The following is a 13,564-nucleotide window of genomic DNA, read 5'->3' as shown; positions in this document are numbered from 1 at the left end:
TTTTACTGTCTATCAATAAGAGGCACAAGCCATGAACGCAATCGTAGTGATGCTTCTGGGTTTGGGCGCTATGTTTCTCGGCTATGTATTTTATTCAAAATTCATTGCCGAAAAAATATACAAGCTCGACCCTAACTTCAAAACCCCGGCACATGAATTCGAAGACGGTGTCGACTTTGTCCCAACCAACAAGTACGTCCTCTGGGGCCACCATTTTACCTCCGTAGCGGGCGCCGCCCCCATCATTGGTCCGGCGATTGCCGTTATCTGGGGTTGGGTGCCGGCATTTTTATGGGTTGTTTTCGGTACGATCTTCTTCGCTGGTGTGCATGACGCCGGTGCTATCTGGGCATCTAACCGCAACAAAGCCCGTTCAATGGGTAGTCTCACCGGTGATGTGGTCAGCAAGCGCGCACAAACGCTGTTTATGATCGTCATCTTCCTGGTGTTGCTGATGGTAAACGCGGTCTTTGCCACCGCCATTGCCGGACTTTTGATCAACTTCCCAAGCGCGGTCATTCCGGTCTGGGGTGCCATCTTTGTGGCACTGATCATTGGCCAGGTGATCTTCCGTAAATGGATGGGCTTGGGCGCCGTATCCGTGCTCGGTGTGATTGCGCTCTATATCCTTATCTGGGTTGGTCCGTCGGCACCGCTGGCGTTGCCGGAAATGGCACTGGGCTTGTCCGACAATGCGCAATGGATCCTTATTCTGTTCGGTTATGCCGCAATTGCGTCACTGCTGCCGGTGTGGATGTTGTTGCAACCGCGTGATTACATCAACGGCCTGCAACTGTTCATCGGCTTAATCCTGCTGTACGGCGCGGTACTGCTGCTGGGGCCAGATATGACGGCACCGGCGTTCAACAGCAATACCCCGGAAGGCACACCATCGATGTTACCGTTGCTGTTCGTCACCATTGCCTGCGGCGCGATCTCCGGTTTCCACGGACTGGTGGCTTCCGGTACCACCTCCAAGCAGTTGGATAAAGAAACCGACCTGCGCTTCGTCGGCTACTTCGGCGCTATTGGCGAAGGGTCTCTGTCACTGGCAACCATCATTGCTGCCTGTGCCGGTTTCGCAACATTGGCAGACTGGGAAGCCGTTTACACCTCGTTTGGTCAGGGCGGTGTGTCGGCCTTCGTCGAAGGTGGTGCTAACATCATCAGCCAGGGTATCGGCCTTGACGTCGGTATTGCCGAAACATTGTTAACGGTTATGGCAGTATTGTTTGCCGGTACCACCATGGATACCGGTCTGCGTTTGCAACGCTATATTTTCCAGGAATGGGGAAATATTTACGACATTTCACTGATCCAGAAACCATTGGTCGCGACCTTACTGGCGGTTGGCAGCTGCTTGCTACTGGCCTTTGGTGCCGGCGGTGCAGATGGTTCCGGTGGCCTGCAAATCTGGCCGCTGTTTGGTACCACCAACCAGTTGTTGGCCGGCCTCACGCTGATGGTGATCACGGTCATGCTGGTGCGGCTGGGACGTCCTATGTACGTAACCTTATTGCCGCTGATTTTCCTGCTGATCATGACCGTGTTCGCATTGATCATTCAGTTGCAAGGATTCTATCAGGACGAAAAATACTTCCTGTTCTTCCTTGATATTGTGGTTCTTGTAGCAGCGGTATGGATTATTCTGGAAGCGACAGCTACGCTTTCTAAAGTCAGCAAAGAGAACAAGCAACAAGGCTAAACAGGAGCAGTAACATGAACATTCATTCGATTCGACAATGGTTTGGTCGTGCCGGCGAGTTGATGAATGAGTTTTACAACGCGCCCTACCGCTCCGCCATTGCGCGGGCCAAGCGCGATGAGGATGATTTGTTCATGTTGCTGGTGTTTTCCGAAATGATGGGCGTGCCGAATCCGGCCGCCTACTACACCCTGGAACTGCAACCCTTAATGCTCGAACGCTTTCATGAATGGCATCAGCGGATGGGCATGGAACACTCGCCACTGGATAATTTCCGCTGCTGTTAAGCTCATTTCTTAATCGCTAAACGGGATCCCATATGACCCAACTTCTTGACCGCAAAGTTTTGCTCGTCGGTGGTAAGGGCGGTGTCGGAAAAACCACGGTTTCTTCGGCGCTGGCATTACTGGCTACCCGTAACGGCAAAAAAGTACTGGTGGTTTCCACCGATCCGGCTCACAGTCTGGCCGATGCCTTTGGGCAGCCCATCGGTGATGAGATCACCGCCATTTCAGAGCGGCTGGACGCGCTGGAAATCGATCCTGACCGCGAAGTGCGCGAACACATCGCCCGCGTTACTCAACAAATGAAGCGGTTTACCAAAGCGGAATTATTTCCCGAGGTAGAACGTCAGATGAGACTGTCGCAACAGTCGCCCGGGGCGCAGGAAGCGGCGTTGTTAGAGCGTATTTGTCAGATCATTGAACAGGCGGAGCACGATTACGATCTGCTGATTTTTGATACTGCACCGACCGGCCATACGCTGCGCTTACTGACCTTACCCGAGGCGATGGCGGCCTGGACTCAGGGCATGCTGCGCTCGCAACAACGTTCCGAAGAGTTTGAAGGGGTTCTCAAACACCTCGCTCCCAAGGCCGGTAAGGATGTCGCCAACCCCATGTCTAACCCTGAGCAACACGCCAGCGACGGTATGACGGATCGTACAAAGGCGATCACCGAGCAACTGCTGAACCGACAACGGTTGTTTCAGCGCACCCGACGGCTGTTAAAAGACCCTGACTATACCGGAATTTTATTCGTGCTAACCCCTGAGCGCTTGCCCATTCAGGAAACCGACCGCGCGCTGGCGGCATTAAGCCAGGAACAGTTGCCGATTGCGGGGGTGGTGATTAATCGCATTTTGCCGGATGACGCCGACGGTGCGTTTCTTGCGAAACGACGTCAACAACAGGTCAGTTACCTGCAGGAAATTGACCAGCGCTTTAAACGCTGGCCAATGTATTCGCTGCCCCTGCTGGCCGAAGACCCGCAAGAGCTCAGTGGTCTGGAAAGCTTTGCTGATCAGTTGCTCAGCGCCGGTTTTTCTAATACCGAATAATCGCGGTAGGTACGCACGGTGTGATTGTTAAAGTCTTTAAAGTATAAATAGCTGCCGGCCATCTGTTCTTCCGTGCGACGTGGCACAAAATAGGTGTGTTGGCCCTGTTGCAGTGGCATCAGTTCGATGGTCAGTTGGAACCGCTCAAGCGTTACCGACATGGCTGGCGAAAATTCTTCTTTGAGCCCTACCGTCAGACCCTTAATTTGCCGGCTGTTGTCAGCATCCAGGTAGAGAAAGCCTTGCAGTTTATCGTTATGTTCACTGAATTTATCCAATTGCGGCGTAAAGCTGAAAGCAGCCACCGGCTCGCCCTGCCACTGTTGTTCGCCGGCATACGCCAGAGTTTGCGGTTGTATCAGGTCGCTTAATGACAGCTTTACACTCTGTTGATCGCCCTGCTCTTCGTCGTCCGGTTGTTGTCCTGACTGCCATTCGTCGTGCTTCATTTGTGCGTATTCACGCAAGCGTTGTTCGCTGGGTGCCTGGCCGTTTTCGGCCAACAACTGCCAGCCGTGATCATCAGTGTCTGCCTGATAGCGCTCAAGCAGCGTTCGCTCGCCAAACTGCGACAGTCTCTCATAGGCCAGTTGCAGACCTTTTTGTTGCTGTAACTGCGCCACTGCTTGTTTGGCGTCAGCCAATTCGATGTCCTTGGCGACCACCGCCGGCACCAACAGCAACAGCCCGGATACCCCGAGCCATAAGGTTTTCAGTGTTGTCATCGCAATCTGTCTCTCTTTATAGTAAAAGCCAATCGATCGAAATCCCTAATTTAGCACGTATTAGTATCATTTACTGCGTAAGGAGTTCCCTAAATGAAAGCTGTGGGTTATCAACGTTCACTGCCCATTGACCATCCCGAGGCATTGCTGGATATCGACATCGAAGCCCCCCTGCCCGGCCCCAATGATTTGCTGATTGCGGTCAATGCCGTGGCGGTGAATCCCGTCGATAGCAAAATACGACAACGCGCAGAGCCGCAACAAGGCTACAAAATTTTAGGCTGGGATGCGGTGGGCGAAGTGCTGCAAACCGGTGCCGCCGTCACCGGCTTTAACGTTGGCGACCGGGTCTGGTACGCCGGTGACCTGACCCGTCCCGGTTGTAACGCGCAGCAACAACTGGTTGACGCCCGGATTGCCGCCAAAGCACCACAATCGCTGTCTGACGTGCAGGCGGCGGCAATGCCGCTGACCAGCATTACCGCCTATGAGCTATTGTTTGATCGCCTGACTCTGCAGCACAACAGTGACCAACGCACCCTGCTGGTGATTGGTGCCGCCGGCGGCGTCGGTTCGGTGTTGGTACAACTGGCTAAACAACTGACACAGGCAAACGTCATCGCGACCGCATCACGCCCCGAATCTAAACAATGGGTTGAGGCATTGGGCGCCGATCAGGTCATCGACCACAGCGCGCCGCTGGCCGCGCAACTGGACGATGATGCCGCGGTCACCGATGTGGTGTTGCTGACCCACAGTGATGAATACTTCGATGAAGTGATAGACCTTATCCAGCCACAGGGACGCATCGGTATCATTGACGATCCCAGCGAGCCACTCGATATCACACGTTTGAAACAAAAAAGTGTCAGTCTGCATTGGGAATTTATGTACACCCGGTCGATGTTCCAGACCGCGGACATGGCCGCTCAGGGCAAATTACTGGCACACGTGGCTGAGCTTTGCGATAACGGCCAGTTACGTTCGACCCTGGGTCGGCAGTTTGGCGAGCTCAATGCCGACAATCTGCGCAAAGCACACGAGGCCATTGAATCGGCCAAAACGATTGGCAAAATCGTCTTGACGGTGCCCCGCTAGCGGCGGTTGTGGGCGCATTCAGAGGATTTTTAATTTACAAACATACAAGTATGTATGTATAATTCAGCGACATAATCAGCAGAGAATCAACCAGAGGTAATGGATGAACAAACGGTTTAAATTTGCTCCCCTTGTCATTGCAGGCCTGCTCAGCGCAGGGTTGTTGTCGGCATGCGGTGACCAGCAAGCGGCGCAAAGCCAGCAACAACAGCGACCAGCTCCTGCGGTTGAGGTACTTGAAATGGCACCACAGACGGTTGAGGTAACCACCCAGTTACCCGGCCGCACGTCTGCCTACCGTGTCGCTCAGGTGCGCCCGCAAGTGAGTGGAGTGTTGCTCGAACGTAAGTTCGAAGAAGGCACTTATGTTGAACAGGGACAGCAGTTGTATCAAATTGACCCGGCAGTCTATGAAGCCGAGCTGGCCAGTGCCAAAGCCGAAGTTGAACGCGCCAAAGCGGTTCTGAGAAGCTCCGAACTGCGCTACAAACGTTTTGCCGAACTGCTGGACGAAAACGCGGTAAGCCAGGACGAGTTTGACAGTGCTGAGGCGACCTTTTTCGAAAACAAGGCGGCCGTGGCGCTGGCTGAAGCACAGCTGAAAACGGCTCGCATTAACCTCGAGTACACCCGGGTTAACGCGCCCATCAGCGGCATTGTCGGTCGTTCTAACTTTACCGAAGGTGCGCTGGTTACCGCCTCACAGGCTGAACCTCTGGTGACCATTAACCAGTTGGACCCCATTTATGTCGACATCAGTCAGTCCAGCAAAGCGTTTTTACAGCTTAAAGCGGATATCGCGTCGGGTCGTATCGAAGCGAACCCAAATGGCAACGCGCCGGTGCGGTTAAAACTCAACGGCCTGGATTACTCAGAACAGGGTGAATTACTGTTCTCCGAAGTGTCGGTGGATGAAGACACCGGAGCGATTCTGCTGCGCGCCGAATTCCCGAACCCAGGTAACCAGTTGTACCCCGGCATGTTCGTTCGCGCCGAAGTCAGTGAAGGTACCCTGAACAAGGCCTTATTGGTGCCGCAACAGGCGGTATCGCGCGACCCGCGCGGACGTCCGTTCGTGATGGTAGTCGGCGACAACAATAAAGTGGAGCAACGGATGATCGAAACCGAACGCGCCATTGGCAGTGACTGGCTGGTGAGCAGCGGTTTGCAGCAAGGCGAAAAAGTGGTTGTCGCTGGTCTGCAGAATATTCAACCCGGTGCCGAAGTTCGTATCGACGACTCTAGCTCAGAACAGCAGTAAAGGACGTCTGACATGGCCAAGTTTTTTATTAACCGCCCCATTTTTGCCTGGGTTATTGCCCTGCTGACAATGATGGCAGGTGCGATTGCAACCTTACAGTTGCCGGTAGCGCAGTACCCTACCATCGCGCCACCAGCGGTCGAAATTCAGTATAACTACCCCGGTGCCAATGCCGAGACCGTTGCCAATACGGTAACCAAGGTCATCGAGCAAAACATGACCGGGATTGATAACCTGCTGTACTTCTCGTCACAGAGTAACTACGGCAACGGTAGCATCAGCCTGACCTTCGCATCGGGAACGGATCCCGACATTGCGCAGGTACAGGTGCAGAACAAGCTGTCACAAGCGACGCCGCAGTTGCCTCAGGAAGTTCAGGCGCAGGGCATCACCGTCAGTAAATCCAGCAGTTCGTTCTTGATGGTACTGGCGCTGGTGGCAACCGATGACCGCTACACCCAAACCGACTTAAGCGACTACATCGCGTCCAATATTCAGGATCCGATTTCGCGGACCACGGGTGTCGGTAATGTACAGCTGTTCGGTGCCCCTTATGCAATGCGCATCTGGGTTGACCCTGCCGCGATGGTCAATTATGGCCTCAGTATGGCCGAGCTTAAAGACGCGATTCGCGCCCAGAACGCGCAGGTTGCTGCCGGTGAACTCGGTGGTACCCCGGCGGTTGACGGCCAGCGTTTGAACGCCACCATCATCGCACAGACGCGGATGTCTGATCCGGAGCAGTTTGAGAACATTACCCTGAAGGTTCTGCCCGACGGCTCGCAGGTGCGAATGAAGGACGTTGCTGAGGTTGAACTGGGCGCCGAGAACTATTCCATTAATGCCAACTACAACGGCAAACCGGCTACCGGTCTGGCGATCAATCTGCAAACCGGCGCCAACGCACTGGAAACTGCCGAAGCGGTTAAAGCGCGTGTCGCCGAACTGGAACGTTTCTTCCCGGACGGCATGGAGATGGTCACCGCCTATGACACCACGCCGTTCATTAAGATCTCTATTTCGGAAGTCGCACAGGTACTGATCGAGGCCATCATTCTGGTGTTCCTGTTGATGTTTGTGTTCCTGCAGAACTTGCGGGCAACGCTGATACCAACGTTGGCGATACCGGTGGTTATTTTAGGTACCATGGGCGTGCTGTCCCTGGCCGGCTTCTCGATCAACACGCTGACAATGTTCGGTATGGTGCTGTCGATAGGTCTGTTGGTTGATGACGCCATCGTGGTGGTCGAGAACGTTGAACGTTTGATGTCCGAAGAAGGCTTATCGCCCAAACAGGCGACCATCAAGTCGATGGGTCAAATCACCGGCGCTCTGGTTGCGATTGGTGTGGTCATGGCGGCGGTGTTTGCACCGATGGCGTTCTTCCCCGGCGCTACCGGCGCGGTTTATCGCCAATTTTCACTGACCATCATCACCTCGATGGGGCTGTCGGTGCTGGTTGCGATCATTTTCTCACCGGCGCTGTGTGCGACCCTGCTAAAACCGGTCAAGCACGACAAAAGCGACGGCTGGGGACCGCTGGGCTGGTTTAACCGGACGCTGGAAAAAGCCACCGTCAAATACACCAACTCGGTGCACGGCATTTTGCGTCGGACACTGCGCTTTGGTCTGCTCTACCTGGGGATCATCGCGGTGTTGGCTTATTTATTTACCCGCTTACCGGCGGCGTTTCTGCCGGAAGAAGACCGTGGCGTGTTCTTAACCCAGATGAACTTGCCGGTCGGCTCCACCATTGAGCAGTCAAACGCGGTAATGGATAAGATCGAGAACTACTATCTGCAGCAGGAGGACGCGGTACAGTCGGTGTTCTCGGTGGTTGGATTTAGCTTCTCCGGTCGTAGCCAGGCAAACGGTATCGCCTTCGTGCGTCTTAAAGACTGGTCTGAGCGTGACGAAAGCCAGAGCGTGCAAGCGGTCATTGGGCGTGCCTTCGGCTTCTTCGCGACCATTAAAGAAGCAATGATTTTTGCCTTTAACTTACCACCGATCCCGGAACTGGGTACCGCCAACGGGTTTGATCTGTACCTGCAGGACCGCGGCAACCTCGGTCATGCGGAACTGATGCAGGCACGTAACCAGCTGCTGGGTATGGCAAGCCAGAGTGATCTGTTGATGCAGGTGCGGCCCAACGGCCTGGAAGATGCGCCACAGCTTAAAATCGACATCGATTTTGAGAAAGCACAGGCATTGGGGCTGACCATTGCCAGCATCAACGACACCCTGAGTACCGCCTGGGGCTCTGCCTACGTCAATGACTTTATTGACCGTGGTCGGGTAAAACGTGTGTACTTGCAGGGTGAAGCAGATGCGCGGATGTTGCCGCAGGACATCAACGACTGGTACGTACGCAACAATCAGGGTGACATGGTGCCGTTCAGCTCGTTCTCGAGCTGGGAATGGACCTACGGTGCACAGCGGATTGAGAGCTACAATGGCGTACCGGCACTGAACATTCAGGGTCAGCCGGCACCGGGTGTAAGCACCGGTGAAGCCATGACCGAGATGGAACGTCTTATTAGCCAGTTGCCGACCGGCACCGGCTATGAGTGGACCGGTATCTCGTTGCAGGAACGCCAGTCGGGCGACTTCGCCCCTATCCTGTACACCATTTCGCTGGTGGTTGTGTTCCTGTTCCTGGCCGCACTGTACGAGAGTTGGTCGATTCCGTTCTCGGTGATGCTGGTGGTACCCTTGGGTATTCTTGGCGCGGTACTGGCGGTGATGTTACGTGGCATCTCTAACGACGTGTACTTCCAGGTGGGGCTGTTAACCACCGTCGGGGTATCCGCGCGTAACGCCATTTTGATCGTCGAGTTCGCAAAAGACCTGCAGGCACAGGGTAAAGAGCTGTTAGAAGCGACGCTGGAAGCGGTGCGTCTGCGTCTGCGTCCGATCCTGATGACCTCACTGGCGTTTATCTTTGGTGTTATGCCACTGGCGCTCAGTGACGGCGCAGGTGCAGCCAGCCGTAACGCCATCGGTACCAGTGTTATCGGCGGTATGATTGGCGGTACGATTCTCGCTATCTTTTTCGTCCCCTTGTTCTTCTATGTGGTACGTAAGATATTCCCGGTCAAACCTGAGACCGAATAACAGCAACCGCTGCGATCAAAAAAGCCCGAGCTGAGCTCGGGCTTTTTTTTGTTAAATGGCCGGGTGACTAGCGACGGCTGTCCTTGTCCACTTCTTCGTATTCGCCGTCAATAACATCCGGGTCCTGCGCGTCTTTGGCACGTTGCTGCTGTTGCTGATACTGACGTTTACTTTCCTCAAACTGCGCTTTGGCCTGCTTGCGTAATTGCCAAAACTGTTTGATCGCGTGGCGTTGCTTCCACATTACCGGAATCATCAAAATGGCTCCGATAATCAACACGAAAATACCAAAGGTTACCGCCAAACCAACAAACACCAGCAATAAAAAAAGGCCCAGTATGCGACTGAGCCAGTTACCTCCTGGTCCTCCGCCGGGTCCTCGCGGACCGCCGGAAGCCGAGTAACGGCCTTGGTTGAAGCGAATATACACCTGTTTTCGCTGTTCACTCATGATAACTCCTGTTAACTGCCTCTATTTAATAGACCACAGAACAGAGTACATGTTCAACCTCAGCCGTCGCTGATTTTGATCGAAATGGCTTATTGCTGACGCTCGCTCTCGGTGGCTTTGCGCGCCGCTTCAAACTCATTTCCCGGCGCCCACTGCGGCCAGCTGCGAGAATTTGCCAGTTCGTTACCTAATTTAAAGAACGCCGACAGGTCCTGCTGGGCACCACGCAGATCCCAGTTTGGATCGTATTCGTCAGCCGGCTTGTGATAAGCCTCAGCGACGTACTTCGCACGCTGCTCTTCGGTCCAGGCTTTGCCCTTGGTGATGTGATCATTACCGCCTTCAGCGTACAGCATCGGTACCCCTTTCTTGGCCAGGCTGAAGTGATCAGAGCGGTAGAAGAAACCGGCTTCCGGCGTCGGGTTCGGTGCCAGATAACGGCCCTGCTCTTCAATGTAAGGTTTCAGGTACTCGTCCATTTCGCTATTACCGTAGCCGATAACAACCATGTCCTTAACCGGTCCGTAGACGTTCATTAAGTCCATATTGATGCCGCCAACCGCTTTACTGAGCGGTAACATAGGCTCATCGGCGTACCATTTTGAACCCAACAAACCGCTTTCTTCAGCGCCGACGGCGGCGAATACCACTGAACGTTCCGGCTGCGGCTGCTGGGCGAATTTTTCCGCCAGAGCTAACAAGCCCGCTGTTCCGGTCGCGTTATCCTGAGCGCCGTTATAAATCGGGTCATCCTCGCGTACCGGGTCGGTACCCAGGTGATCGTGGTGCGCCATGTAGATCACGTGCTCTTCCGGGTACTTGCTGCCTTCGATGTAACCGATGACGTTGTATGCGCTCAGCTCTTCGAATTTGTTCTTCACCGTGACGTTGGCCTGCACGTTCATCGGCATGGCTTCAAAGGAGTCACTGAGGGCTAACTGACGTGCTTCGTCTACGCTCATATCCAGTTTACTGAACAGCGCTTCGGCGCTATCCAGCGTGATCCAGCCCTCAACTTTCGCGCGATCCATGTTGTTGTTGTCTTTCTTCAGGTCGTAACGAACCGGTGAACCGCTGGCAACGACGCCCCAGCCATAACCGGCCGGACCTGTCTCGTGAATGATCAAGGCACCGGCTGCGCCCTGACGAGCGGCTTCTTCGAATTTATAGGTCCAGCGACCATAGTAGGTCATGGCGTTGCCGTTAAACAGCTCCGGGTCTTGTGTTGCGTAGCCCGGATCGTTCACAAACATCACCACGGTTTTGCCTTCAACATCCAGGCCTTCGTAGTCGTTCCAGTCGTATTCCGGTGCGACGATACCGTAGCCGACAAACACCATCTCGCTGTTTTCCAGCGCGACTTCGTCGGTTACCTGCATGGTCCACGCCATCATTTCAGTACGATAGTCCATGGTTTCCGGCGCGTTGTCACCGCTGAACGTCAGGTCACTGACCTGATACGGCATAATTTTAACCAGCGGCACCGACTGACGATAGCTGCCGGTTTCTTCGTTGTAAGGCTTTAGGCCCCACTCTTTAAAGTGGTTTTCGATAAAGGAAACCACTTTTTCTTCGCCTTCGGTGGACGGCTCGCGTCCGGCAAACTCATCCGAAGAAATGGTTTTTAAATAGTCGCGGAAGTTTGGATTAAAAGCCGAGCCTTCTAAGTCCGGCTTTTGCTGCTGGTTTTCAGCCGTTTGCGTTTCGGCGCTGCCTGACGCCGTTTCTGATTGATTGGCCGGACCGCAGGCTACCAATAGGCTGGCGGCAATGGCGGTCAAAGCAAAATGTTTCATAACATGCCTCTGTTTCACGGTTTATTATTGTAAAAGTTCACTGCAACGTTGACCGTCTTCGACGGTACCGACGATGGTTACCCGATCGCCCATACGGATATCATGTTCCGCAAAGAATCCGGCGTTCATTTCTAACGCGTATTGATAGTTTTTACCCGGCGCATAACTGCGACACTGATTAGGGTCGTCACTGCCACACGGCAACATGGTAAAGGTTTTGACGATTTCACCGCGCTCGTTCAAATAGGCAATGTCGAGCGGGATCAGGGTCTGATACATCCAGAAGCCGGAACTGCCTGAACGCACTTGAGGATAACGAAACAACATGCCTTCGTAGTCGCCGAGTTGCTCACGTCCCATCAAGCCACGGGCGTGCTGCGCGGTGGTATCGGCCAGTTCAACCGTCAGCGGTTGCTCTAATTGGCCCAGGCAAATCGCGGTTTTTTCAAAGCTTTGTGGCGCAGGAACGCGCCACTGCTGTGCCATGGCGGTTGATGCAACGGTCAGTAGCACGCTAGCAACGACCAGGGCTGTTTTTCTCGAACTCATGTGAGTGCCTTATTATCATGATGCGTTATGCACGGATGGCCTTTGATTCTGTCCCATTCGCCGCGAAATCGCAACCGCCCTGCTCAGCTGGAACAGGACAAACTGCCTGGCGCAATTTCTTCGGCCGGCGGCTGCGCCCAGTGACTGCCCCAAAGGCATCGCTGAAACGGTCGTTCAAGCGCCTCCAGATAGGATGTCAGCGGCGCATCATCGCCCTGTTCTGCGGCACTGATGACCTCACTGAGCAGATGTGTGCGTAACGTCACTACTGGATTGACCTGCTGCATCGCCGCAATATCCGGTGCCTCATTAACGGCGTCGAGATACTGCCTTAACCAGGCCTCTCCGACCACGCTCAGTTCGCCGGCGGCAGACTCGGTAACATAACGTTCCAGTTCGATAAAGCTGCGGTTATAGTCTAATTGATGCGCTTCCAACAACTGTAACCAGCCGGCAATGAGCTCTCGTGCCAACCCCGGCTCGACCTGCGTTAAGCCAAGCCGCTGCCGCATTTGCTGAAAATAAAACGTTTGGATCAGCGGCTCATACTCGTCGATTACTGAGGTAAATTCCGTAACGTCCATCGACGCACTCAATGCCACCTGCAGACGCTGTAAATTCCAGCGGCCTATGCCCGGTTGGCGGGTAAAGCTGTAGCGGCCGCCCTGGTCGGTATGATTAAAAATTTTCTCCGGCTGATAGCTGTCAAACATTGCGTAGGGGCCGTAGTCAAAGGTTTCCCCCAGCAGACTCATGTTGTCGGTGTTCATGACCCCATGAATAAAGCCATAGGCCTGCCATAACGCAATCATCAGCGCGGTGCGCTCGGTTACCCGGCGAAACTGCGCGGTCGGCGTCGCATCGTTTAATTCCGGCCATTGTCGCGCAATGACATAATCCCATAACTGCCGTTGTTGCTGCGGCAGTCGGCGATAATAACAGTGCTCAAAATGCCCAAAGCGGACGTGAGTCTTCGCCACTCGCAACAACATCGCGCCGGGTTCGATGCGTTCACGCTGGATCTGCCCTTCGGTAGAGGTCAGTAACAACGCCCGGGTGGTAGGAATGCCCAGCGCGGCGAACGCCTCACTGGCCAGATATTCTCGAATCGACGAGCGCAGTACCGCGCGCCCGTCGCCGCCACGGCCATAAGGGGTTGGTCCGGCACCTTTTAAGTGCAGATCGTAAAACTCGCCGGTGGGCGTTTTCACTTCACCCAGCAATAAGCCCCGGCCATCGCCTAGATAGGGGTTAAAATGACCAAACTGATGGCCGGCGTACTTTTGTGCCAATGGTCTTATCCCGGGCCACTGTTGTTCACCGTCCAGTCGTGCGGTCAGGGTTTCTGCACGGATCGGTTCACCGCCCAGTTGCTGCCATAACGCCTGGTTAAATAAGCGAGGCGTCGACTGGCCATCCGCAGCAATGTCCTGCTCGCTGACCAAATCGGAAAATGTTTCGGCGTACTCGTTAACAAAGTGTAAACTCATAGACTCTTATCTTACAGGGCGCTAAACTATTTGGCG

At 54.2% G+C, this 13,564-nt stretch carries 11 protein-coding genes; 6 read left to right on the top strand and 5 right to left on the bottom strand.

Features of this window, described 5'->3' with window-relative positions; genetic code table 11:
* The first annotated feature begins 31 nt into the window (after positions 1-31).
* The 3 genes from C5610_RS05340 to C5610_RS05330 are packed head-to-tail and all read left to right on the top strand — an operon-like array spanning position 32 to position 3,044.
* Positions 32-1,705 carry a carbon starvation protein A gene (locus C5610_RS05340; RefSeq protein ID WP_105306264.1) on the top strand — a complete coding sequence of 558 codons (1,674 nt, stop codon included), beginning with the start codon at positions 32-34 and terminating at the stop codon, positions 1,703-1,705.
* A gap of 14 nt (positions 1,706-1,719) precedes the next feature.
* A complete protein-coding gene (locus C5610_RS05335) occupies positions 1,720-1,992 on the top strand; it encodes a cory-CC-star protein (RefSeq protein WP_105306263.1) in 273 nt (90 codons plus the stop codon).
* A 32-nt stretch (positions 1,993-2,024) separates the two neighbouring features.
* Positions 2,025-3,044, top strand: a complete 1,020-nt coding sequence (locus tag C5610_RS05330; protein ID WP_105306262.1) for an ArsA family ATPase — start codon at positions 2,025-2,027, stop codon at positions 3,042-3,044.
* On the opposite strand, the gene C5610_RS05325 is transcribed toward C5610_RS05330, so the two are convergent.
* Positions 3,008-3,769 (bottom strand): hypothetical protein, encoded by a 762-nt coding sequence (locus tag C5610_RS05325; RefSeq protein ID WP_105306261.1) that lies wholly within the window; start codon positions 3,767-3,769, stop codon positions 3,008-3,010. The two genes, C5610_RS05330 and C5610_RS05325, sit on opposite strands and share 37 nt — an antisense overlap.
* A gap of 93 nt (positions 3,770-3,862) precedes the next feature.
* On the opposite strand from C5610_RS05325, the gene C5610_RS05320 reads away from it, so the two are divergent.
* The 3 genes from C5610_RS05320 to C5610_RS05310 all read left to right on the top strand — a co-directional run bounded on the left by C5610_RS05320 (position 3,863) and on the right by C5610_RS05310 (position 9,242).
* Positions 3,863-4,867: a zinc-binding alcohol dehydrogenase family protein gene (locus C5610_RS05320; protein ID WP_105306260.1), complete on the top strand. Its 1,005-nt coding sequence runs from the start codon at positions 3,863-3,865 to the stop codon at positions 4,865-4,867.
* Positions 4,868-4,970: 103 nt separating this feature from the next.
* Positions 4,971-6,128 (top strand): efflux RND transporter periplasmic adaptor subunit, encoded by a 1,158-nt coding sequence (locus tag C5610_RS05315; RefSeq protein ID WP_105306259.1) that lies wholly within the window; start codon positions 4,971-4,973, stop codon positions 6,126-6,128.
* Between the two features lie 12 nt (positions 6,129-6,140).
* Entirely contained in the window at positions 6,141-9,242 is a 3,102-nt protein-coding gene (locus C5610_RS05310; protein ID WP_105306258.1) for an efflux RND transporter permease subunit, read from the top strand.
* Positions 9,243-9,309: 67 nt separating this feature from the next.
* Here the strand turns inward: C5610_RS05310 and C5610_RS05305 are convergent, their stop codons facing one another.
* The 4 genes from C5610_RS05305 to C5610_RS05290 all read right to left on the bottom strand — a co-directional run bounded on the left by C5610_RS05305 (position 9,310) and on the right by C5610_RS05290 (position 13,528).
* Entirely contained in the window at positions 9,310-9,693 is a 384-nt protein-coding gene (locus C5610_RS05305; protein WP_105306257.1) for a hypothetical protein, read from the bottom strand.
* Between the two features lie 89 nt (positions 9,694-9,782).
* Entirely contained in the window at positions 9,783-11,489 is a 1,707-nt protein-coding gene (locus C5610_RS05300; RefSeq protein ID WP_105306256.1) for a M28 family metallopeptidase, read from the bottom strand.
* Between the two features lie 24 nt (positions 11,490-11,513).
* Complete coding sequence (locus tag C5610_RS05295; RefSeq protein WP_105306255.1) at positions 11,514-12,038, bottom strand: DUF192 domain-containing protein; 525 nt, start codon at positions 12,036-12,038, stop codon at positions 11,514-11,516.
* A gap of 83 nt (positions 12,039-12,121) precedes the next feature.
* A complete protein-coding gene (locus C5610_RS05290) occupies positions 12,122-13,528 on the bottom strand; it encodes a protein adenylyltransferase SelO (RefSeq protein ID WP_105306254.1) in 1,407 nt (468 codons plus the stop codon).
* Positions 13,529-13,564 lie beyond the last annotated feature (36 nt).

The sequence above is a fragment of the Idiomarina sp. OT37-5b genome, from assembly GCF_002968395.1.
In the GTDB taxonomy this organism is placed as follows: domain Bacteria; phylum Pseudomonadota; class Gammaproteobacteria; order Enterobacterales; family Alteromonadaceae; genus Idiomarina; species Idiomarina aquatica.
The sequence above is the reverse complement of the archived record's forward strand: the minus strand, read 5'-3'. Positions and strand labels throughout refer to the sequence as shown.

Excerpts from the sequence above, each read along its gene's own strand:
- C5610_RS05325 (WP_105306261.1), bottom strand. The coding sequence starts at position 3,769 with ATGACAACACTGAAAACCTTATGGCTCGGGGTATCCGGGCTGTTGCTG.
- C5610_RS05310 (WP_105306258.1), top strand. The coding sequence starts at position 6,141 with ATGGCCAAGTTTTTTATTAACCGCCCCATTTTTGCCTGGGTTATTGCC.
- C5610_RS05305 (WP_105306257.1), bottom strand. The coding sequence starts at position 9,693 with ATGAGTGAACAGCGAAAACAGGTGTATATTCGCTTCAACCAAGGCCGT.
- C5610_RS05300 (WP_105306256.1), bottom strand. The coding sequence starts at position 11,489 with ATGAAACATTTTGCTTTGACCGCCATTGCCGCCAGCCTATTGGTAGCC.
- C5610_RS05290 (WP_105306254.1), bottom strand. The coding sequence starts at position 13,528 with ATGAGTTTACACTTTGTTAACGAGTACGCCGAAACATTTTCCGATTTG.
- C5610_RS05330 (WP_105306262.1), top strand. The coding sequence starts at position 2,025 with ATGACCCAACTTCTTGACCGCAAAGTTTTGCTCGTCGGTGGTAAGGGC.
- C5610_RS05340 (WP_105306264.1), top strand. The coding sequence starts at position 32 with ATGAACGCAATCGTAGTGATGCTTCTGGGTTTGGGCGCTATGTTTCTC.
- C5610_RS05335 (WP_105306263.1), top strand. The coding sequence starts at position 1,720 with ATGAACATTCATTCGATTCGACAATGGTTTGGTCGTGCCGGCGAGTTG.
- C5610_RS05315 (WP_105306259.1), top strand. The coding sequence starts at position 4,971 with ATGAACAAACGGTTTAAATTTGCTCCCCTTGTCATTGCAGGCCTGCTC.
- C5610_RS05320 (WP_105306260.1), top strand. The coding sequence starts at position 3,863 with ATGAAAGCTGTGGGTTATCAACGTTCACTGCCCATTGACCATCCCGAG.
- C5610_RS05295 (WP_105306255.1), bottom strand. The coding sequence starts at position 12,038 with ATGAGTTCGAGAAAAACAGCCCTGGTCGTTGCTAGCGTGCTACTGACC.